Below are 22674 nucleotides of genomic sequence, written 5' to 3'. Positions count from 1 at the left end.
CAGTCCTTGAGTAATAAGGGTGTTAGGTGCTGGTTTTCTCTTTGAATTCACAAAGGTCTTCAATCAAACAGGCATCACACTTAGGCTTTCTCGCGACACAAATATAGCGACCATGAAGAATCATCCAATGATGTGCGTCCAGCAAGAACTCTTTCGGTACAAACTTCATCAGCTTTTGTTCTACTTCTAGCACATCTTTGCCTGGAGCAACCTTAGTTCGGTTGCCAAATCGAAAAATATGCGTATCGACAGCCATAGCAATTTGTCGAAAAGCCGTGTTGAGGACAACGTTAGCGGTTTTGCGACCCACGCCAGGTAAGGCTTCTAGGGCTTCTCGTGTATCTGGTACTACACTATCGTGTTGTTCAACCAGTATACGGCAGGTTTTGATGGTGTTCTCTGCCTTAGCGTTAAAGAGGCCAATGGTCTTGATATACTCTTTTAGACCCTCTACCCCAAGGTCTAAAATGGCTTGAGGAGTATTTGCGACAGGGAAAAGCTTACGTGTCGCCTTGTTTACGCTGACGTCTGTGGCTTGTGCAGATAAAAGAACAGCAATGAGCAACTCAAACGGACTTGAATATTCTAACTCAGTTTTTGGCTCTGGATTCTCCGCTCTTAAGCGGCTGAAAATTTCATGTCGTTTTGCTTTGTTCATAACCTGTTCTTAATCTTGTTTGCATGTTAGCCGGTTACGCGAACACGGCGATCTTGTTTTTCACTTTTGTCTTGGTTCTTTTCTGCAATGGCCTTGGCCTTTTCATCCCAACTATTTTTCAGGGCAATCAGTAGACCTAATCCAATGAAGGCGCCAGGGGGGAGAATGGCAAAGAGCACATCAGGGTAGTCTTTAAAAACTTCAATTTTCCAGTTAATCGCCACATCACCTAATAGTAACTGCATGTCAGAAAAGAGGGTTCCTTGTCCGATTAACTCTCGCATTGCACCTAGAACTAATAACACGGCCATAAAGCCCAGTCCCATCATCAAACCATCTAGGGCTGACGGTAAGGCTGGATTTCTAGCGGCAAAAGCGTCGGCGCGTCCCAAAATGGCACAGTTGGTGACAATTAATGGAATAAAAATACCAAGAATTTGGTAAAGCTCATAAGTGTAGGCCTGCATAATCAGCTCAATTGAGGTCACAAAAGAGGCGATGATCATAACAAAAGCAGGTAGGCGAACCGCATCAGAGACATAATTACGGATTAAGGAGACCGCAATATTTGCTCCAATTAAAACCACTAGCGTCGCAAGTCCTAACCCAAGGGCATTTACCACAGTGCTGGTTACTGCTAATAAAGGGCAAAGACCAAGCAACTGAACCAAGGCTGGGTTATTTTTCCAGATGCCGTTATAAATAATTTCACTGTAATTCGTGGCTGTTGCACTTGTGCTTTCTGCCAAGTCAGCCTCGCTCTCTGCGTCTGTATTTAATTCTGTATCTATGGTGCTCATAAGCTGATTCTATCTTGTCTTATCGGTTATAACTTTATCAATTCGGCTTTGTGCTGGTGGAAATATTCCAACGTATTTTTAACGCTTTTGACTATGGCTCTTGGGGTGATAGTCGCCCCTGTAAACTGATCAAAATCACCATTATCGCGTTTCACTTTCCAGCGTTTAGGTTCTAGATTATCGAACGATTTATTCTCAAAAGATCGCATCCAATCAGATTTTTTCATGTCTATTTTGTCCCCCAGCCCTGGTGTTTCTTGGTGACGAATAACACGACTTCCTGTTACCACTCCATCACGATTAATGGCAACGAGTAAAGACATGCTACCGTTATAACCACCAGGTGCAATGGATTCAAAAATGATACCTGAAAACTCACCTTCTATTCGGCCAATATAGGCAAAGCTAGCTTCTTTCGTGCCCAGTAACAGGTCTGGCTCTAGCGTGACTTGGCTTTTATAAAGATCATTATCGTAATACTGATCCGGTAATATTTCACTAAAAGCCGCTTGTTGCGCGTGCAGTACATTATCTTGTATGCGCTCTTTTGTGACCTGCTGAGTCACCGCAATTAAACCGGCTGTCACTATGGCAAAAATACCGAGTCCAATACTGTTTTTACGAATAGAACTAATCACTTCCATTATTTGTTAGCTCCTGTTTTTAGGCCTTTTCTCGCTTTTTTGTGACCATAGGTTCTAGGTTGCGCATAGTAGTCGATAAAAGGTGCTGCAAAGTTCATCAAAAGTACTGCAAAGGCAACGCCATCAGGGTAGCCACCCCAAGTTCGAATAATATAAATAAGCAAACCAATACCTGCACCAAAGTAGAGTTTGCCCTTGTTACTTGTACAAGACGAAACTGGATCAGTCGCAATTAAAAAGGCACCAAACATGGTGGCACCTGTGGTTAAGTGGAACCAAGGTGAAGCGGCATTGCTGATATCGATAATGTAGAAGAAGCCAGTAATGACAAATAAGGCTGCTAAAATAGCCACTGGGGTATGCCAGGTAATAATGCGTAAATAGATTAGGAATAAACCGCCTAGTAAGTAAGCCAGATTAACCCATAACATGGCATCTAAATTAGCTTGCCCCAATGCAGCGACGCTGGCAAACGCTTCTTCACTCATGAGACCTTCTTTGTGTTTAAAGGCATCTAAAGGTGTTGCCATGGTATAAGCATCAATATTTGAAATACCAGACGAGAAGATGGTTTTTAAGCTATCAATAAATGGTAATGTTTGCTGAGCAAGGGATAGATCAGAAACTGTTAGCCACTGAGTCATGGGAACGGGGAAGGACACCAGCAAGAGTGCATAACCTACCATGGCAGGGTTAAAAGGATTATTACCTAATCCACCATAAACCTGTTTACCAATAATGACGGCAAAAGCAACTCCTGTCACTGTTAACCACCAGGGCACAATAGGTGGAATGGCAAGCGCTAATAATAGGCCGGTTAGTAGGGCGCTATAATCCTTGAGAAAAAAACTTAAACTGCGTTTTCTTAATTTTAGGATCAATGCTTCACTGATCAATGCCGTAATAGAGGCAATCAGGACATTGATTAAGGTGCCATAGCCAAATAGCCAGGTTTGCACGAGTAAACCTGGCACAGTGGCGAGAATCACCATTTGCATAACCCACGAAGTACGATGTCCAGCACGTTGAGTATGGGGTGATGTAATCCTTAGTAGGGCCATTTAGTCTTTCTCTTGCACTGATAGGTCATTTAGTTTTGCCAAAATACGTTGAGCTTGTTTTTGCTCAATACGTACCTCGTCCATGGTAATACGAATCGATTTAGCCTCATCAGGCTCCTTTTCTAAACGTATCTGTAACTTCATTAATTTTGCTTTTGCCATAGCGGCCGCAATTTTTTGCTTTTTACTTTCAGCCGCTCTACCGCTTTCGTCTAAGTGCTCAAAGCTTGGTAGTTCTGGTAATAGATCATCTGGTTTAGGCTTAGCGGTTGGTACTGGCTTAGTTAGAGGGCCTCGTTTAGCGAGGCGCTCTTGCTCTGCTTTTAGCGTGTCTTCTTGATCCATTTGAGATTCAACTTGGGCTAACTGACGCTCTTTTTCAGCCTTTTCTTGGGGTAAGTCAGTGGCAGCAATATCTGCTTCACTGGCGCCATCATCTTGCATGCGTCGTATGGATAAAAGTACCTTGTTGAGCGCCGCTTTTGCCATAGCATGCTCAATTTTCAATGATTTATTTGAGTCTGATGCTGAGCTAACTTTGGGTTCCGGCTTCGGGGATTCTTCTATGGTTTGGGTCACCTTTTCACCCGAAATAGCGGCTTTTAAGTTTGCTGCTAACTGCTCTGCACGGGCAAGACTTGCTTGATGCTGGTTGGTTAAGTCCGCTAGCTCATCAAGTGCTAGTTCTTGTGCTCGTTTTACGGCCTTTTCGATTTTGGCCGCAGAGGCTTTTGCCATAGCGGCTTCAATTTTGAGCTTTTTAATCTCAACGTCGCTCAAAATCGTTTTAGGTTCCTCATCAGAGCTTTTGGTCTCAGTACTGACTGGCGGTGTGACAACGCTTTGCTCCGTCTGGGGCTTTGCATTAGATACATTGAGCGCATCAAATGAACTTTGCGCCTTTTCATGTTGCGCTTCAAGCATCTTCACTTGATCAATCAAGTCTTGATTTTCTGGCTCTTCTTCAAGCTTCTTCTGTACTTTTTTAAGTTTGGTACTCGCCATCACAAGCGCTATCTTGGCTTTTTTTAGTTCGTCTTTTGATATATTAGGTGAGGCTTCTACTGCCTGATTCGCATTGTCTTTTGCTTGGGTGTCAACGTCCGCTTCATTCTTCGTTTCAGGAGCAAGCTCTGGTGTTGGTGCCTGTGTGATGGCATCTAATGCTGATTGCGCCTCTGCTGTCTCTTTTTGAAGTGTTTCCACCTGATCTTTAAGCGCTTGATTATCTGAATCTTCAGCTAATTTTTTCTGCGCTTTCTTAAGTTTGGTGCTTGCCATTGCAAAGGCAATTTTAGCTTTCTTTACTTCGTCCGATGCAGGGATAGGCGCTACTCTTGCTTTGCTAATAGGTGTCGCATCATTTGCATTATTAAGCTTGTCTAACCTTGCTTGAGCATCAGCTTGAGCGGCTTCTTGTTGAGTAATTTGCGCTTTTATGTCGTCGCTTTCTGGTGTTTGCGCTAACTGCTTATGCAATTTTTTAAGCTTAGTGCTGGCCATCGCTAGATCAATTTTAGCTTTCTTTAAATCGTCACTATTAACTTGAATCTTAGGTTTGCTGGCAGGTGTGGCGACATCTTTTGTATCTGCATTGAGTGTGTCAAAGGCTGCTTGTGCCTTTTCAACTAGCGTCTTTTGCTCTTTTAGTTGAGCTTTTAGGTCTTCATTTGACTCATCTGCTGCTAATTGCTTTTCTAACTTTTTAAGTTTGGTGCTGGCTATGGCAAGGTCGATTTTCGCTTTTTTCAAGTCTGCACTCATGCCAGTGCTTGCATTAGCTGCAGGGGGGGCTTGAGGTGTTTCCTTATTAGCTTTGTCTAATGCCGCCTGCGCTGTTTTTACCACAGTTTCTTGTTCACTGATTTGCTGAGCAATCTCAGTATTAGCTTCATCTAGGCTAAGTTGCTTTTGTAACTTTTTCAGCTTGGTACTGGCAATTGCGAGATCCACTTTAGCTTTTTTAGTGGCATCATTGGCAGCGGGTTTGGCGCTTGCTGTTTTGGCTGGCGCAGCTTGATCTAATTTTGCTAGCGCTTGCTCTAATTCACTGACAATAGCTTGTTGCTCTTTTTGTGCTTGAGTCAGGGTATTAATCTGTTCAAGATCAGCCGCTTCTTGTGCCAGGGTTAGCTGTTTAGTTGTTTTCTTCAACTTAGTATTGGCAATCGCTATATCAATCTTAAGCTTTTTCACTTGCGCTTGATTATCGTCTTTTATCTCGGTTTTAGGCTCTTCTTTTATTTGTGCGCGTGTTTTCGCATCATTAGTCGCACTTAAATCTGCCGCTTTTTTGGCAGCACTGGCTGCGGCTTTAGCTCTTGCAGCCGCTCGTTTGGCTTCTTTTTCTGCCGCTTCTGCTGCAATACGAGCTTGCCTTGCTTCAAAACGAACTTTGGCATGATCTGATTTGACTGCAGCTTCGCGAGATTCACGAATGGCACTTTTCGTGTGACGATAGTATTGCACCAGCGGAATACTGCTTGGGCAAACATAAGAGCAGGCACCACATTCAATACAGTCAAACAGGTTGTGATGTTCTGCTTTTTCATGCTCTTGGCTTTTACTAAACCACAAAAGTTGCTGAGGTAATAAGCTTGCGGGACAGGCTTGCTCGCACATGCCACAGCGAATACAAGCTTGTTCTGGCGCTGGGGTGGGTAACTCTTTGGTGCTAGCAGCTAAAATACAGTTGCTGGTTTTTACCACAGGCACCTGATTATCAGAAATGGTAAAGCCCATCATAGGCCCGCCCATGACTAATCGTTCTAAATGCTGAGGGTTGAACTCGGCATATTCTAATAAATGCGAAATAGGGGTTCCTAGAAGAACCTCTACATTTTGAGCCTGACCCATTGCATCACCCGTTAAGGTGGTAATGCGAGAAATAAGGGGTTTACCTTGATAAATTGCATCGTAGATAGCGACACAGGTGCCCACGTTTTGGCACATAACGCCAATATCTGCAGGTAGCTGACCACTGGGGACTTCTTTACCTGTGATGAGCTGAATCAGCTGTTTTTCACCCCCTGAAGGGTATTTGGTCGGTAAAACAACCACATCAATATTGGCTTTTGTGCGTTCAATTTCATCTGTTAAAAGCTTAATAGCTGTTTGCTTATTATCTTCAATACCGATAATAGTGCGTTGTGCTTCAATCAAGGTTTGCAGTACTTGAATGCCCTTGATCAATGCGTCTGTTTTTTCACGAATGAGCATGTCATCCGCTGTGATATAAGGTTCACATTCAGCGGCATTGATAATGAGTTCATGTATGGTGTGCTTGGTCGCACCTGCTAGTTTGACCTGAGTTGGAAACCCTGCGCCACCCATACCGACTATGCCCATTTCAGCAAGGTGTGATACCACATCCGCTGTCGGCAATTCTAGCCAGTTTTCTAAGGTATTAAGTTCAGTCCAAAGGTCTAAACCATCTGGTTGTAATTGAATACATACTTCTTCAAGACCTGATGGATGTGGTACGCCATGGAGGTCAATGGCAAGGATTTCACCAGATGTCGGAGCGTGTAAAAAGCTACTTAAGAAACCATTGTTAATAGCAATCGCTTGACCTTTTAACACCTTATCACCGACCTTAACTAACGGTCTTGAGGCTTGGCCAATATGTTGGCCAAGGGGCAAGATAAGGCGTTCAGGAAGGGTTGGACGGCCTAAAGGTAGTTGCAGTGATTGGGTTTTGTTTTCAGGCGGATGAATACCGCCATGAATTTGGTATTCAGCTTGGCTTAAGCTCATTATTGTACCTCCGTAAGCGGAGTTTTATCGGTTGCAATAATTTGCTGACTCGAAAGCGCAACCCCTGCAGGTTGCTGCCAAGACCAATTACGTGAGGTCACTGCTACTTCTACCATATCAATACAATCTACTGGACAAGGTTCAACACAAAGGTCGCACCCAGTACATTCATCACTTATCACTGTGTGCATTTGTTTCGCTGCACCTAAAATCGCGTCTACTGGGCAAGCTTGAATGCACTTAGTACAGCCAATACATTCATCTTCTCTAATAACGGCCACTTGTTTTTTGGGCTCTTCAGCGGCATCGCCATCGAGTGGAATCGCTTCTACATCTAATAAATCGGCAAGGGCTTGTACTGTTGCTTGACCGCCAGGTGGGCAGCGGTTAATGGCTTCACCATTGGAAATCGCTTCAGCGTAGGGGCGACAACCAGGGTGACCACATTGGCCACACTGAGTTTGTGGTAAAAGGGCGTCAATTTGTTCGACAATGGGGTCGCCTTCAACATGAAAACGTACATTGGCATAACCTAGTAAGGCACCAAAAATCAGGCAAAGTAGCAATAAGATGCCAACGGCTAAAATGATAGTCATTAAATCGGCTCCTATATTTGTACTAGGCCAGTAAAGCCCATAAAGGCGAGGGCCATCAGGCCTGCGGTAATCATGCCGATTGCTGATCCCTTAAAGACGCTCGGGACATCTGCAAAATTGATACGTTCACGCATGGCAGAAAAGAGAATTAGCACAAATGAGAAACCAACTGCTGCACCAAATCCATAAAGGATGGATTCGACAAACCCGTTTTGCTTACTAATGTTTTGTAACGCTACCCCTAAAACGGCACAGTTGGTGGTAATTAGAGGAAGGAAAACACCGAGTACTCGATATAAAAGCGGGCTGGTTTTACGTACAACCATTTCGGTAAATTGCACCACAACGGCAATCACCAAGATAAAGGAAATGGTTTTTAGGTACTCAAGCCCTAAGGGCTCAAGGATAAATTCGTAAGTTAAAAAGCTACATAAGCTGGAAAGGGTTAAGACAAAAGTAGTCGCCAGCGCCATGCCAATAGAAGTTTCAAGTTTGCTCGATACGCCCATGAAGGGGCAGAGTCCGAGAAATTGCACTAATACAAAGTTATTTACCAAGATGGTACTAACAAGTATCAAGAGATATTCAGTCATGGCTTTTCAGTTAGCTCTTTAAAGTAATGTAAATGAAAGTGGCAATTCATAGAGCTTGCCTAATTTTATAGGGGCAATGATACCAAGCTCTATATAAGTAACAACAATAATAATTCGATTTAATAGTCTAATTTCGAATAAGTATAATTGGATTCATAAATATAGAAATAAGCCTCAAATGCGGTTTCGCGTTTGAGGCTTATGTCTAATCTGAATCAGATTTAACTATTTTAGTGGCTATGCCATTTAGGTGGTATGGCATAGGTCACTTGTTCAAGTTAGATTACATAACACGCATGCCAGGTTTTGCTCCCGCATGAGGTTCTAATAGCCAAAGTTCATCGCCACCAGGGCCTGCTGCCAATACCATGCCTTCAGATAAACCAAACTTCATTTTACGTGGCGCAAGGTTAGCAACCATGACGGTATGTTTACCTTCCAAGTCTTCAGGTTTGTAAGCTGATTTAATGCCCGAGAAAACAACGCGAGTTTCACCACCAAGGTCTAAGGTGAGCTTTAATAGCTTGTTGGCCTTTTCAACATGCTCAGCTTTAGTAATAAGAGCAATACGCAGGTCAACTTTAGCAAAATCGTCAAACTGAATTTCGTCTGCGATTGGATCCTTGCTTAGTTCAGTCTGTTCTTCTTTTTCTGCTGTCTCTTGGCTTTCATTTGTCGCCGCTTCAAGTGCCGCTTCTGCTTTACCTTCTTCAATCATGGCATCAACTTGTTTTTGATCAATACGGGCCATTAGCGCTTTGAATTTATTCACGCTCTTTCCAAATAGAAGCGCTTCGCGGTTATCCCAAGTTAGCTCTTTCCCAAGGAAGGCTTCGGCGTCGGCAACCATGTTTGGTAAAATCGGTTTTAGGTAAGTGGCTAGAATAGAGAAGAGGTTAAGCGATACGGTACAGACTTCTTGTACTTTCGGAAGTGTCTCTTCATTCTTGGCTAATACCCAAGGGGCCTGATCAGCAATATAGGTGTTTGCGACATCCGCAAGACGCATAACTTCTCTGATCGCTTTGCTGTATTCACGCTTTTCAAAGCAGTCTGCAATCAGGTCACCAGCATCAATAAATGATTGAATCATTTCTGCTTCACTCACCTCTGTCGCAAGCTGATTATCAAACTTCTTATTAATGAAGCTTGCTGTACGACTGGCAATATTAACCACTTTACCCACAACATCTGAGTTCACTCGCTGAATGAAATCTTCAAGGTTTAAGTCGATGTCGTCAGGTGTCGCATTTAATTTAGCGGTGAAGTAGTAACGTAAGTATTGTGGATCAAGATGATTCAAGTAAGTGCGCGCCTTGATAAAGGTGCCACGAGATTTAGACATCTTCTTACCATCAACAGTGACATAGCCGTGAGCATTGACAGCAGTGGGTGTACGATACCCTGCACACTCAAGCATGGCTGGCCAAAACAGCGCATGGAAGTTGATAATATCTTTACCGATAAAGTGGTAAAGCTCGGTATCTGCACCTTTAGCCCAGTAATCATCAAAGTTTAAACCGTCAGTGCGATCACATAGGTTTTTAAAGCTCGCCATGTAGCCAATCGGTGCATCTAGCCATACGTAGAAATATTTACCCGGTGCATCTGGAATCTCAAAACCAAAGTAAGGTGCATCACGACTGATGTCCCACTCTTGTAATCCTGAATCTAACCATTCTGCTAATTTGTTAGCGACTTGGTCTTGCAGTGTACCGCTGCGAGTCCAATCGGCTAAAAATGCTTGGAATTCAGGGAGTTTGAAGAAGTAGTGCTCAGACTCTTTTTCAACCGGTGTTGCACCTGAATAAACCGAGACTGGATTAATCATTTCCATCGCAGTATAAGTGGCAGAGCAAACTTCACAGTTGTCACCGTATTGATCTTCCGCTTTACATTTCGGGCAAGTACCTTTGATAAAACGATCCGCTAAGAACATTTCTTTTTCTGGATCATAAGCTTGTACGATAGAGCGAACAGCAATCTTGTCGTTATCTCTTAAGGTTTTATAAATATGACTCGATAGCTCACGGTTTTCTTCTGAGTGAGTGGAGTGGTAATTATCATAAGCAATCATGAAGTCATTAAAATCTGCCATGTGTTCTTGGCGAACAGCTTCAATTAATTGCTCTGGTGTCTCGCCATTTTTATCCGCTTTGATCATGATCGCTGTGCCATGGGCATCATCGGCACACACTGCAGTACACAAATGGCCACGCAGTTTTTGAAAACGTACCCATACATCTGTTTGTATGTGCTCAAGCATATGGCCTAGATGAATTGAGCCATTGGCATAGGGTAGTGCACTGGTAACAAGTATTTTTCTTTGTGATTGAGCCATATTTGAGCCTATTGGATTCGTAAATAAGAGTTAGTGTTAGCTGCGAATCTGTATGTGCTGATGGAGCAAAGGCTGGCAGATCTAACTTTTTGACCGCCCAATTATAAGAGGCGCAAAATTAGGTGCAAGCGCTGGGCTTGCTTTTCTTTAATTTGCCCCCATTTTTCCTGTCAATAGAGCAGACTTTGTTGCTTTTATCCTGTCGCTATAGGGTCGTTTGAGTACTGATACCTAAGACAACTAGTTGGAGAATGAAAAATAATGCTGACTGATATACAAATCTTGGCACAATTAGCCGAGCTAGAAGATAAAAATACCGGCCAAGCCTATGGCCCTGTTTGGCAAGTGAACAGTGATGAAAAACGTCTTCATCTAAGTTTGGCCTTAGGTTATCCCGCCCTAGGTGAGATAGAAGCATTAAAGCAAAGAATTGCTGCAACACTGAATGATTCGCGCAAACTTGTACTTGATATGACGTTTACTGTTGACGCTCATGCAACCCAAGGAGAGCTTGCAGGACTCAAAGGGGTGAAGAATGTTATTGCTGTGGCCTCAGGGAAAGGGGGGGTAGGTAAATCAACCACCACAGTAAACCTTGCGTTAGCCATGGCTAAAGAAGGCGCTAAAGTGGGTATTTTAGATGCAGATATTTATGGTCCTAGCCAAGGTATGATGATGGGGTTTGCACCCGATACTCGGCCCAATGTAAGGGATGAGAAGTTCTTTGTTCCCCCTATGGCACACGGTGTGCAGGTTATGTCTATGGCGTTTTTAACAACTCAAGATACGCCTATGGCATGGCGTGGACCTATGGTGACCGGCGCCCTAATGCAAATCATTAATCAAACTGATTGGGATGATTTGGATTATCTCTTTATTGATATGCCACCTGGTACCGGTGACATTCAATTAACTCTCTCACAAAAGGTGCCTGTGGCCGGTTCTGTGATAGTCACCACACCTCAAGACATTGCTTTGTTAGATGCAAGACGTGGAATTGAGATGTTTAATAAGGTAAACATTCCTGTGCTAGGCGTGGTTGAAAATATGTCGGTACACATCTGCTCCAATTGTGGGCACCAAGAAGCTATTTTCGGTGATGAAGGCGGTGCGTCTCTAGCGAAGGAATATCAAGTCGAGGTAATGGGTAAGTTACCCCTTAGTTTAGATATTCGTCAGCAGTGTGATGCGGGTAGCCCAAGTGTTATTCAAGATAGTGAATCAGAAGTTGCTAGAATCTATCGGGGTATTGCGCGTAAAATAGGCGCAGGTTTAGCACTACAAGAAAATCAATTTAGTATGCCGACTATAGGCATGAGTGACGACTAATCTAGCTTACCTCATTAGATTATCAACTTAGGAAAACATAATGCGTTTATGCGATCGCGATATTATTGCGGCTCTTGATGAAAAGAGAATTACCATAACACCAAGACCAGAAAACTCTGTTATCAGTGGTGTGTCTGTTGATTTAACCTTGGGTAATTCTTTTCGGATATTTCATGGTCATCCAGCACCTTATCTAGATTTAAGTGGCCCAAAAGAAGACCTTAATAAAGCGATTGAATCCGTTATGGGTGACGAAATTTTGCTGGAAGATGGTGAACCTTTCTTTATCCACCCAGGTGAACTCGTCTTAGGCGTGACAAAAGAGTCTGTGACCTTACCTGATGATCTTGTTGGTTGGTTAGACGGACGATCGTCTTTAGCTAGATTAGGTTTGATGGTGCACGTCACTGCCCACAGAATAGATCCTGGTTGGAGTGGGGCTATTGTATTAGAGTTTTTAAATGGTGGAAAACTACCCATTGCTTTACGTCCAGGCATGACAATTGGGGCAATTAACTTTGAGACCATGTCAGGTGCGGCGGATCGTCCTTATAATAAGCGCGATAATGCTAAGTATAAAGATCAAACATCGGCTGTTGGTAGCCGTATTTCTAAAGACTAATTTTTTGCCTAATGTGAGGGCACTTTTTTCATGTCTGAATTTTCTCCCTCATATGAAGGTATTAAAGTTAATTTGATTACAGGCTTTCTTGGCGCTGGAAAAACCACTCTTATTAAGCAGCTTTTAACGCAAATTCCTGAAGGTGAGCGCTGGGCGGTATTGGTTAATGAATTTGGGGAAATCGGTTTAGATCAGACGCTTTTAGAAGCGGGGCTCGACTCTGATTTTAAGGCAGAAAGCCCTAATCAGGCTAAAAGTGTTGCTATCAAACAAGTGGCGGGAGGTTGTGTTTGTTGTGCTACCTCTGCTGCTTTTCAAGTGGCCTTAAACAATTTGATCAAAGCACAAAACCCTGATCGTATCTTGATTGAGCCTACTGGGCTGGGTCACCCTCGTAATATTTTAAAACAACTTACGGCTGCGCATTATCAAAGCGTTTTAGATATTGAATCTAGTTTGTGTTTGCTTGATGCCCGTAATTTGAGCGATAAAAGGTATGTTAATCATGCTAATTTTATCGAACAAGTTGCCATGGCCGATATTCTGGTTGCAAGCAAGTGTGAGACATATCAGGAAGAGGATTGGCATGCCTTGGATTGCTATTTATCCGGATTAAAACCTGCAAAAACTCAGGTTGAAAAAATGGCCGATGGTCAGCTCACTTTAAGTCAGATGAAAATAAAAAAGCATGTTTTACAGGATGCTGATGATATCAGTGCTCGGTCAAAACTAAGCCAGAAATCCACTGATCCTGATACTAAACATTCTCTTCATAACCACTCGGGTCATAACCACTTGGAACACAGCCACTTGAAACATAGTCACTCGGATCATAGCCACTCGGATCACAGTCCCTCTGAAAACTCTGCTTCATTACACGCTAGTGAGCAAACAAACAATGATTTTTACTTTAAAGCCTCAACAGATGGACTAACGATGGCTTGGGTATTTGCAAGCGATACCTTCTTTGATCAAGCTTTAGTTGAAACCGTTTTGAAAAAGCTTCATGGCATGCCAAATATTCTGCGTATGAAAGGGGTGTTTAATCTTGAATCGCAAGCGTTATTGTTAAATGCAACTCAGAGGGATTTTTCAATTTATTTAGAGTCAAAAAAGCAGATAGATTCCAAGCTTGAGTTGATTCTATCTGCTGATGATTTAGGTGTTCAAAACCAAGATGAAATTCAATCTTGGGTGCTAAATTTACTTTAACACTCGCTCTCAACCCTCTATTGAGGTCTGAGATCGATTCTGACTTTTACAATATTACCTGGTGCGACATAGTTTAAATCATCAAAGCTAAACAGCTTTGCGATCGCAATGCCTCTTCCATGGGGATCTGTGATACGTTCGTTGTCGATTTCTAAAAACTCTTCCCAATCAAAACCAATGCCTTGGTCTGTAATCGTGATCTCGACTCTGTCTGAGTTTTTATCGATATTTAAAGAGGCATTTTTATCTGTATTTTCATTTAATAAAAGTCGTCTCTCAACTTCCTCTTCCCATTGGTCAATTTCCATTAGGTGAGTCTTTTCTTGATAACTAATACCAAGATTGCCGTGCTCAATGGCATTGATCATCAGCTCTCTAAGACCAATCGGTGTGTTGATATTATGGGGAAACATGCTGCTTAAGCTTTCAACTAGACAGTTAACATCATGTAATGTTCGAAAATTAAACTGGCCATGATTAATTAAACTAAATGCGTCGGTAAACTTATCTTGGTTTTCAACCAAAGAGCGTATGCTGCTTAATTCATTGAGAGCGGCTTTAAGTACAGAAAAAAGAACATCTTGGCCTAATGGCTTCGTCAGGTAATAAAAGGCGCCTGCGTTCAGCCCTTTTGATATAGCAGAAGGCGCACTTAAGCCGGAAATCATAATGGCAGGAACATGCTTATAATTCTCTAGTTCTTTGGCTTTTTTTAGAAGTTCCAGACCATCAACATCAGGCATAACCCAATCAAGTAAAAGTACATCAAACTGATAATCTGCGTTTGTTAAATAATCCCAAGCTTGATTACTTGATTGTGCAAAAGTGACCTGATAATCAGAGTCAGACAAATAGTGTTCAAGAATTCTTAAGTTTATTTCTTCATCGTCAACAGCTAGTAAGTGGGGGCGATTATTTGTCAAAGCGACGTCCTCATAAATGTCTTAGCTCTAATATAGACGCTAGTTGAAAGCCTGCTCATTTTACAATGTTTATTCTTGTATTGAAGTTTTAAAATAAGCCATATTTGTTATGGAATTGTTATTTTAGACTCTTCAATATTGAATTTAGCGGGTGGATTTAATGCGTTTTTTACCCTTGTTTCAATAACGAGGTAATCAAATGGCTTACGTATACAGTCATAGGCTCCCTTTTCAATGGCTAAATATGCCTCTTTTCTATAGGTGTCACTGTATAGAATCAAAATAGGGATATGCTTTGTGGCGCTGATTTTTTTGAGCTGCGAAAGGGTATCTAATCCACTCATGTAGGGCATGAGTAGGTCAAGTAGGATAAGATCTGGTTGATAGAGCTCTGCTTTTCTTATGCCTTGGATGCCTGTTTGTGCACAGGAAATTTCAAATTCATCCCTTAAAAAATTGCCCAAGATTTGCAAACTATTTTTATCATCGTCAATAATCAAAACTTTTTGATTGTTTTTCATGATAGGACCTCCTTGTCCTTTAAACTATAGTTTATGCATCGATAAAATTTGCATGATTTAATAATTCATTTCGATAGTGTACTTGGTTTTTTCCGGATTTTTTGGCTTGGTATAACAGATCGTCTGCGGCATTAAGTAACCAATTAGGGGATAGGTTCTTTTTGGGCTGACAGGTGATGCCACCTAAACTGATGGTGAGAGTATTGTTGTGAAAGCTGCTTAGTGTGTCATTTGTTTGCTGAACTCTAATGTCTAATTTTTCCACTTCAGCACGACAAGACTCAATAATATGCTGAACGTCTTCAACCGGAGAGTTTGGCATCAATAGAATAAATTCTTCGCCGCCATAGCGGGCCACAAGGTGCTCTTTATTATTGCCAAGAGCCGCAAGCGTACTAGATAAAGTGGCTGCTACCTGCTTTAAAACCTTATCTCCAGAGGTGTGACCAAAACTGTCGTTATGAAGTTTAAAGCAGTCAATATCTACCATGGTGATCGTTAATGGTTGGTTTTCATCTTGGCATTTGAGCCACTGATTTTTGAAATCGTGAGTAAATTTTCTACGGTTAGCGATTGAGGTAAGTGGGTCAATATGGGCTAGTTGATCCAATATTAACCTTTGCTCGATTAGTTTTAATTGTAAACCCAAACGCGCTTGCACTATATCGGCATGAAAAGGCTTATGTATGTAATCACATGCACCTAATTGAAAAGCATGAGCTTCATGGTTTGTCTCAGATAAGGCGCTTATAAAAATAACAGGAATTTGGTTGGTAGGGGCTTCTTGTTTGAGTACTTCCATGACTTCAAAGCCTGTCATTGCAGGCATTAGAATATCAAGAATAATGAGATCTGGTTGATATTTCAGGCAGAGGTCTATTGCTTCTACACCATTTTTCGCACATAAAATTTCGCAATCGCCCCTATCTTCTATGATGCTGGTGAGAAGGATACGATTGATCTCTTCATCATCAACTAAAAGAATAAGGTGCTTTTTTTGAAAAGGCTGGCTCATATTAGAAGTCTCTATCATTTCTCGACAAGTTGCTTAGCAACTGTTCAGTTAAAGCTGTCGCTTTTTCGAACTCGACATCTTCAACCCAATCTACTAACTGCTGTATCTGTACCTCTAAAGGGCTGCCTTTTACCAAGGTCAGTATACTTGGCATATATTGCTCAACACTAAAGTCTGAAGACTTTAATAATGGTGATATATTAATCAGGTAATCCTTCAGTTTAATGTTCATTTGCAGTGACTCATCAGACTCTTTTTTCTCTGTCATCACTGCCGATAATGACTTGTTTAAACTTTTTAATGGCTCAGTAACCTTGTTAAGAAGAGCTTTTAATGTGGTATTTACCTCTGCATTAACACTATCAAGGTCATGCTTATAAGGTTCCAGTTCTTTTTCAAGTTCTGCACTTTGTTCATATAAGTCCATTGCTCCTATGTAGATCGCATTGGACTTTAATGAATGTATCTTTATGAATAAGGTCTCAAATTTCTTTTCATTAAACAAGTCATTAAGCTCAATCTCCAAATTAACGTTATCCTTTAGGAAGCTCTTAATTAGTTGGAGGTAAAGGGCATGCTGTCCTTTAAGGCGAGCAAGTGCTTCATCTGTATTTAATGCTTGGATTTTGGTTAAAGCATCAAATTTGTTAAGAGTTTGATCGACTTTAGTTTCTTTCTTACTGGTGTTTGTTGCTGTATTACTCGTTTCTACAGGCTTCTCTTTTATCCATTTAGCTAGCATTTTTGTTAGCTTATTAGGGTCTATTGGTTTAGAAATATAATCATTCATACCAACCTGTAAGCATTTATCTCTATCTGAATCCGTGGCATGCGCTGTCATGGCTATGATAGGTAATGACTTCCATTCGGGTTTTTCTCTAATTCTTTTAGTCGCGCTAAAGCCATCAAGAATGGGCATTTGTATATCCATAAACACGAGGTCATATTCATTGTTGGACAATTTTTCTATAGCTTCTAGGCCATTTGTCGCTAAATCTATATCAAGGAGGCTTTCTTTTAATAGTCCTTGTGCTACCTGACGGTTAAGAGGGTTGTCCTCAACCAATAATATTTTATTACCCTTATAATATTGCGGTGTTAATACTTCTATCGTTTGTTTGTTTTCTTGGATTTTGGTTTCTAATTTAGCGAAGTCGACTATGACTCTAAAGCCAAAGGTAGAGCCTTTACCCATTTCACTGTTTACCCAGATTTCACCACCCATTAATTCAATCAGCTCTTTTGATATTGCAAGCCCAAGCCCTGTTCCGCCGTATTGACGCGTAATGGAATCATCCCCTTGGCTAAAGGAGCTAAATAAATTATCAATTTGTTTTTTGTTCATGCCCACACCCGTATCAACAATCTCAAATTTAAGTTGGGCGAGGTCTTGCTCATTTGGCTCTAAGTGGATATGGATATCGACTTGGCCGATACGAGTAAATTTGACCGCATTATTGGCAAGATTAATAAGAATCTGCTGTAGCCTTAATGGGTCCCCTTGAAGTAGCGGAATATCAGCGTTATGGCAATGTATATTGAGGGCTAGACCTTTTTCTTTGGCTTTAATCGAGCATATAGAGGTGCTGTTTTCAATGACATCATTGAGGTTAAAGGGAATGGACTCTAACGCTAATTTATGGGCTTCAATTTTAGAGAAATCCAGAACACTGTTAATTAAGCCTAATAATATTTCAGCAGACTCCAAAATTTTATTTAAATAGTCTTTTTGTTCTAGGTTTAATTGAGTTTTCAATACGAGGTGACTTAAGCCGATTACCGCATTCATGGGGGTTCTTATTTCATGACTCATGGTGGCAAGAAACATAGATTTAGCTTGGTTTGCTTCTTCGGCCTGAAGCTTCGCGAGAGTTAATTGTTTTGTTCTTTCATTTACTCTGTCTTCAAGATTCTGGTACACCAAGGCATTATCAATTGAGATGGCTGCCTGCCCTGCCAATATATTGAGAACGTCCAGACGATCTTTGGTGAAAGCCCCTGCAATTAGGTTATTTTCTAAGTACAAGATTCCCATTAATACACCTTGTTTCAAGATGGGATAACAAAGTAATGAAACAGGGTTGTACTTTTTAATATAAGGGTCAATTGCATAATCAATACAGGCGCTTGCATCATCTAAAATGATGGGTGTACCTGTTCGTTTAACATAGGTAAGGATGGATTTAGGTAATAAGAAACTATTGGCGGATTCTTTATTGAAATCAATAATAGTTCCTTGCTCAATGTGGGCCTTGTCGTTAATACTGGTGAGCTGCTCGTTTTTAGCTGAAGCCTGTATGCTCCAATTTTCACCTGTCTTAAGGATCAACTCACCTGATTGAGCTCCCGCTTCAGTAATAATACTCCTCATTAACTTTTCTAGTAGCTGCTCTATTTGGATTTCACTTGAGATAATTTGAGCTGATTTAGCCACAGACATGAGGTCTAAAGAGTTATGATCAATGTTACGAGTATGGTTTGCTTCAGCTTTAACATTGGGTGAGTGTATTGATAACTCAGGAAACGTATCTCTTAGTGATTTAGCTTTGCTTTGAGAGCCCCAGTTTAAATAGCTTGTGTGGGCCTCTTTTAAATAGCTAAGGCCTATGGTGTTTTTGCCTTTATTGATCCAAAAGTTACCGGCTAATTCGTTAGCAATCCCATGGTGATAGATAAAGTCGCCAAGCTTAGCACCCTCAATAGCATTATCATAAAGGTCTAATGCAGTCAGAGTATCACCTTCTAAACGTGCTAATTCAGCCTCGATTAATTCTAATTTAAATTTGAAATTGATTTCACAATTGTTTGCCCAGCTTTGCATTTTGTCTTTATTACTGGCAATTTTGTCGTTGAGGGTTATCCACGTTTCGCTGCCTTTTGGTTCATTTTGGCACACCTGAATTAAACTTAAAGTTTGTAAGAAACAATGCTCTGAAATGCTAAACCAACCAAAAGTAGCGGCTAAGGTCTTTTCGGCTTCATCGGCATATTTAAGGGCGAGAGGGTAATCACCAAAGATGAAAGCTTCCATGGTTTTACTAAAATGATAATAGTTCAAGCAAAGCACATGGTTGGAATCAATGAGGTTGTTAACTAACTCCTCCTCTTTAAAACTTCCATCATCCCAACTTAAACCTGTTTGCGAGTGACTTTGTAGTAGTTTGTTGGAGCGCATTAGCATTTCATGCACTTCCATTGTATTGGGGTCTGCAAGCTTTTTAATAATAGCGTCTAGGGCTTTACCTTCTTCTTCAATATCGATTAATGGCTGACCACTGAGTAGCATGTGCTTTAGAATATGGAATGCACTATAACTGGCAAAAACAATTTCACCTGCTTCTAAACCTGCTTGAAGGGCTTTTTTAAGATAATTAATATTAGTTGGAAGGTGTGATGACCAAGGGCTATTGGTCACGCCAAACATGGTATAAATCTTACAGGTAAGCGGAGAATATGGCGTTCTTTTGATCAATTCTACCGCAAGCTTGCCAAATTCATAGCCTTGCTGATACTGATTCATAAACGCGGCCAGCATGGTGCCATAATTAACATAGCCAAAAGCAGACATGCTGGTATTGCCTGATTGAATTGATAGCTTAACCAGCTTAACAACCGCCAAAGTACTCATATGAAGCTTTACATTAATGGCTGGACCCCAGATATGGCCAAGCAAATCCATTAAAACCAATATTTTTGCATCTTGCATCGGTGGCAAGTCCAATAAGGACTCAATGCTTTTCTCTTCTATAAAAGCGCCTATCTCTGCTAGTTCAGCCCCCATCTGTTGCTGTAATTCATCGTCATCATCTGGCCAATGAACACCTAATAAACGTATGCCTTCACTACCTGTTTTTAAGGCTAAATCAAATTGGCCTACACCGGCATGAAGCTCTGTTTTAAGGGCGAGGATTTGTGCTCTATCAATGTCTTCTATTTGATGATCTAAGATAAAATCACAGGCTTGGTGGGCGGCATCAAATCGACCGGCTAAATGGGCTGATTCGGCTTTTTCCTTATAAAAATTTAGCGCTAATTGATAATTGTTGGCCCAGCAATCAGTCTCTAAAAACTGAATTCCATGCTCTAAATAGTTTAGTGCAGGGACATAGGCATTTGTCTCTTTTGCTTTGACTGCCGCCTTTAAGTTTAATTCGATTAATTTTTGACGTTGATCCGCTTCACTGAATAAAGCGTGAGCAAGATTGAAATGATGAAGTATGTTAAAAAGCTGGTTATTTGAATCTTCTCCTTGGAGAAGTCTCTCCCCAAGCTCTAGGTGGATTCGTTCAGCATTCACTGGAATGTCAATGTTGTAGGCGGCTTGCTGAATATTGTCATGGCTGAAACGAAACTTAGGGTTACTAATTTCTAATAATTCACTTTGGGCTAAGGTTCTAAAACTAGTATCAATTGCCTGTATAAAACCGTGATCAATACAGGTAGATAGCTGCTGTTCACAAATAGAAAGAGGCTGTTTAATCAGCATGCTTAAGGTTTTAAAATCAAAGTTTGTGCCAATAAAAGCCGCTAATTTTAATAGTTTCTGACAAGCTCGATCGACTTTTGAAATCTCACTTATCATGAAATCTGCAACATTATCTGTCACAGCCCAATTTCGAATTTTATGAATATCCCAATGCCAGTTGCCAGTTTTGGCGTCAAAGGTAATAAGTGATTGTTCATGGGTTGAGTTTAGAAACTGAGTTAAGAAAAACGGGTTCCCTAACGTTTTTTCATAACAAAGTTCGGCTAACTCGTAGGTTTCTTGCAAAGGTTTACTGAGTGTTTCTGCGATCAACAGATTCACTGACTTTAGGTTAAGGGGCTGTAAAGGAATTTGAATAATGTCTTTGTTCGTCTTAAGTATTTTACTCAGGGTTAAATTCAAAGGATGCGCTTGGCTTATTTCATTGTCCCTGTAGGCGCCGATAATCAGTAAATGGTGTGAATTATCATCACTTAAAATAGTTTCAATAAGGTTTAGTGACGCGGTATCTGCCCATTGTAGGTCATCTAAAAATAAGGCTATAGGTGATTCTTTTTGACAAATTAATTGGAAAAAAGTTTTTAAAGCTGAATTGAATCGACTTTGTGATTCACTGGCGGTCGTGGCTTCTGGTTCAGGAACAGTGTCAAAAATAACCGATAAGCTAGGGATTAAATTGATAATCAGCTTTAAGTTAGTCCCTAGTTGCTCATTAAATGTGTTTTGCCAAAACTTAATCTCGCTTTCTTCTTGGCTTAAAATTTGGTTGACCCAAAGCGCTCCGGCTTGGCTAAAGGCAAAATAAGGAATATCACGGCTAAATTTATCAAATTTGCCATAAATAAAGTGCCCATGTTTGGAGACAACATTTTTGTGAACTTCATTAACGAAAGATGATTTTCCTGTGCCCGCATAACCGCTAACCAGTAATAGGTTTGAAGGGCCGTCAGCCGCTTGATTGAAAGCATGGTTTAATTTTTCTACTTCTTCTAAGCGCCCGTTAATGGTTTGGGCAACTTGGAAGTGTGTTTTTATATCCTGTTTAGCAATGGCAAAGTCATCTAAAGTATCTTCTTTTTCTAAAGTCGCAAGACATTGTTTTAAATCTGCCTTAAGTCCATAAATACTCTGATATCTTTGGTCTCCTGTTTTTGCCATCAATTTTAAAACGATGGCACTTAGCACCTTAGGAATGTGTTTTTTTATACTAGTAGGAGACGGGGGCAGCTGGCTAAGGTGACTGTGTATGAGCTGAATAGGGTCATTACTTAAAAACGGGAGTTGATAGCTCAACATCTCAAATAGAGTAACGCCTAAAGCATAAAAATCAGCGCGATAATCTAAGGGGCGATTCATCCTGCCTGTTTGTTCAGGCGAAGTGTAAGCTAAAGACCCTACATGAATGCCATTACTGATTTGGGCATAACCTGATTTTGATATGCTGGTACTTATCCCAAAATCAATTAATTTGGCGCTGCGCTTTGTGCTATTCCAAAGGATGTTGTCTGGGTTGATATCACAGTGAATAAGGTTGTTTTCATGTAAATCTTGTAATGCTTTGGTGATATCTAAGGCAATACGAATACTGTCAATTACAGACAGTTTTTCTTGCTTGATAAGCTTTGAAACAGGGATACCTTTGCAATCTTCTAATATCATGCAAAGCGTGTGATTTATCTTTTCTAAGCCAAAAGCCTGCCTAACATATTTACTTTTATTTAATGACTGAAGAAGCTGAAATTCTTTTTTATAGGCGGCTGTCTGTTCTGGTGTTGGTGAGCTATCCCGAATAACTTTAAAAATAACTGACTTTGAGTCGCTCTCTCTAATAGCACGATAAATAAGGGTGTTTTGCCCTTCATGAAGTTGAGTTTCTGTTTTATATCCAGATAGCTTAATCAAGAAATTTCCTTAAATTCTTCCGTTCAGAGTGATCTTCTACTATTCGTTTAATTGCTTATAACACGCTTTTATTTAATTTGAAAATACTGAAATTATAACTATGTTCATCTATTCGTAATTAGGTATTTAATAGTTGAAACAAGGGCTTAATTATTGAGCTTAGACTAACTCTTTTATTTGATAAATAAAGATGACTTTTTTTATAAGAATTTGAG

The 22674-nt window shown here is 40.8% G+C and carries 15 protein-coding genes; 3 read left to right on the top strand and 12 right to left on the bottom strand.

Annotated features, from left to right (window positions below):
* Positions 1-22 precede the first annotated feature (22 nt).
* The 8 genes from nth to metG form a co-directional block, all read right to left on the bottom strand.
* Positions 23-658 (bottom strand): endonuclease III, encoded by a 636-nt coding sequence (gene nth / locus MED121_RS03565; protein ID WP_009832237.1) that lies wholly within the window; start codon positions 656-658, stop codon positions 23-25.
* A gap of 26 nt (positions 659-684) precedes the next feature.
* Entirely contained in the window at positions 685-1458 is a 774-nt protein-coding gene (locus MED121_RS03560; RefSeq protein WP_009832236.1) for an electron transport complex subunit E, read from the bottom strand.
* A gap of 26 nt (positions 1459-1484) precedes the next feature.
* Positions 1485-2102: an electron transport complex subunit RsxG gene (rsxG, locus tag MED121_RS03555; protein ID WP_009832235.1), complete on the bottom strand. Its 618-nt coding sequence runs from the start codon at positions 2100-2102 to the stop codon at positions 1485-1487.
* The gene (rsxD, locus tag MED121_RS03550) at positions 2102-3163 is read right to left on the bottom strand and encodes an electron transport complex subunit RsxD (RefSeq protein WP_036178655.1); all 1062 of its coding nucleotides are present in this window, start codon (positions 3161-3163) and stop codon (positions 2102-2104) included. Before rsxD ends, rsxG begins: the two co-directional genes overlap by 1 nt.
* On the bottom strand, positions 3164-6919 hold the full coding sequence (rsxC, locus tag MED121_RS03545) for an electron transport complex subunit RsxC (RefSeq protein WP_009832233.1): 3756 nt from the start codon (positions 6917-6919) through the stop codon (positions 3164-3166).
* On the bottom strand, positions 6919-7515 hold the full coding sequence (gene rsxB, locus MED121_RS03540; protein ID WP_009832232.1) for an electron transport complex subunit RsxB: 597 nt from the start codon (positions 7513-7515) through the stop codon (positions 6919-6921). Before rsxB ends, rsxC begins: the two co-directional genes overlap by 1 nt.
* A gap of 11 nt (positions 7516-7526) precedes the next feature.
* Complete coding sequence (gene rsxA, locus MED121_RS03535; protein WP_009832231.1) at positions 7527-8108, bottom strand: electron transport complex subunit RsxA; 582 nt, start codon at positions 8106-8108, stop codon at positions 7527-7529.
* A 283-nt stretch (positions 8109-8391) separates the two neighbouring features.
* Positions 8392-10449 carry a methionine--tRNA ligase gene (gene metG, locus MED121_RS03530; protein ID WP_009832230.1) on the bottom strand — a complete coding sequence of 686 codons (2058 nt, stop codon included), beginning with the start codon at positions 10447-10449 and terminating at the stop codon, positions 8392-8394.
* Between the two features lie 261 nt (positions 10450-10710).
* Between metG and apbC the strand changes: the two genes are divergently transcribed.
* From apbC to MED121_RS03515, 3 genes are read left to right on the top strand one after another with little or no spacing between them, the layout of a single operon-like run.
* The gene (apbC, locus tag MED121_RS03525; protein ID WP_009832229.1) at positions 10711-11778 is read left to right on the top strand and encodes an iron-sulfur cluster carrier protein ApbC; all 1068 of its coding nucleotides are present in this window, start codon (positions 10711-10713) and stop codon (positions 11776-11778) included.
* Between the two features lie 40 nt (positions 11779-11818).
* Positions 11819-12400 carry a dCTP deaminase gene (gene dcd / locus MED121_RS03520; RefSeq protein ID WP_009832228.1) on the top strand — a complete coding sequence of 194 codons (582 nt, stop codon included), beginning with the start codon at positions 11819-11821 and terminating at the stop codon, positions 12398-12400.
* Positions 12401-12430: 30 nt separating this feature from the next.
* Complete coding sequence (locus MED121_RS03515; protein WP_009832227.1) at positions 12431-13612, top strand: CobW family GTP-binding protein; 1182 nt, start codon at positions 12431-12433, stop codon at positions 13610-13612.
* A 17-nt stretch (positions 13613-13629) separates the two neighbouring features.
* On the opposite strand, the gene MED121_RS03510 is transcribed toward MED121_RS03515, so the two are convergent.
* From MED121_RS03510 to MED121_RS03495, 4 genes are all read right to left on the bottom strand, one after another.
* Entirely contained in the window at positions 13630-14535 is a 906-nt protein-coding gene (locus tag MED121_RS03510; RefSeq protein WP_009832226.1) for a response regulator, read from the bottom strand.
* A 107-nt stretch (positions 14536-14642) separates the two neighbouring features.
* Entirely contained in the window at positions 14643-15056 is a 414-nt protein-coding gene (locus MED121_RS03505; protein WP_009832225.1) for a response regulator, read from the bottom strand.
* A 31-nt stretch (positions 15057-15087) separates the two neighbouring features.
* Positions 15088-16071 carry a diguanylate cyclase gene (locus tag MED121_RS03500; protein ID WP_036178641.1) on the bottom strand — a complete coding sequence of 328 codons (984 nt, stop codon included), beginning with the start codon at positions 16069-16071 and terminating at the stop codon, positions 15088-15090.
* 1 nt (position 16072) lies between these two features.
* Complete coding sequence (locus tag MED121_RS03495) at positions 16073-22459, bottom strand: AAA family ATPase (RefSeq protein ID WP_009832223.1); 6387 nt, start codon at positions 22457-22459, stop codon at positions 16073-16075.
* Positions 22460-22674: the final 215 nt, after the last annotated feature.

Source organism: Marinomonas sp. MED121 (assembly GCF_000153025.1).
Taxonomy (GTDB): Bacteria; Pseudomonadota; Gammaproteobacteria; order Pseudomonadales; family Marinomonadaceae; genus Marinomonas.
The sequence above is the reverse complement of the archived record's forward strand: the minus strand, read 5'-3'. Positions and strand labels throughout refer to the sequence as shown.

Bases quoted from the DNA above. Each gene is read 5' to 3' on its own strand.
- dcd (WP_009832228.1), top strand. From the start codon at position 11,819: ATGCGTTTATGCGATCGCGATATTATTGCGGCTCTTGATGAAAAGAGA.
- rsxA (WP_009832231.1), bottom strand. From the start codon at position 8,108: ATGACTGAATATCTCTTGATACTTGTTAGTACCATCTTGGTAAATAAC.
- metG (WP_009832230.1), bottom strand. From the start codon at position 10,449: ATGGCTCAATCACAAAGAAAAATACTTGTTACCAGTGCACTACCCTAT.
- nth (WP_009832237.1), bottom strand. From the start codon at position 658: ATGAACAAAGCAAAACGACATGAAATTTTCAGCCGCTTAAGAGCGGAG.
- rsxC (WP_009832233.1), bottom strand. From the start codon at position 6,919: ATGAGCTTAAGCCAAGCTGAATACCAAATTCATGGCGGTATTCATCCG.
- rsxB (WP_009832232.1), bottom strand. From the start codon at position 7,515: ATGACTATCATTTTAGCCGTTGGCATCTTATTGCTACTTTGCCTGATT.
- MED121_RS03505 (WP_009832225.1), bottom strand. From the start codon at position 15,056: ATGAAAAACAATCAAAAAGTTTTGATTATTGACGATGATAAAAATAGT.
- MED121_RS03515 (WP_009832227.1), top strand. From the start codon at position 12,431: ATGTCTGAATTTTCTCCCTCATATGAAGGTATTAAAGTTAATTTGATT.
- rsxG (WP_009832235.1), bottom strand. From the start codon at position 2,102: ATGGAAGTGATTAGTTCTATTCGTAAAAACAGTATTGGACTCGGTATT.
- apbC (WP_009832229.1), top strand. From the start codon at position 10,711: ATGCTGACTGATATACAAATCTTGGCACAATTAGCCGAGCTAGAAGAT.
- rsxD (WP_036178655.1), bottom strand. From the start codon at position 3,163: ATGGCCCTACTAAGGATTACATCACCCCATACTCAACGTGCTGGACAT.
- MED121_RS03560 (WP_009832236.1), bottom strand. From the start codon at position 1,458: ATGAGCACCATAGATACAGAATTAAATACAGACGCAGAGAGCGAGGCT.
- MED121_RS03500 (WP_036178641.1), bottom strand. From the start codon at position 16,071: ATGAGCCAGCCTTTTCAAAAAAAGCACCTTATTCTTTTAGTTGATGAT.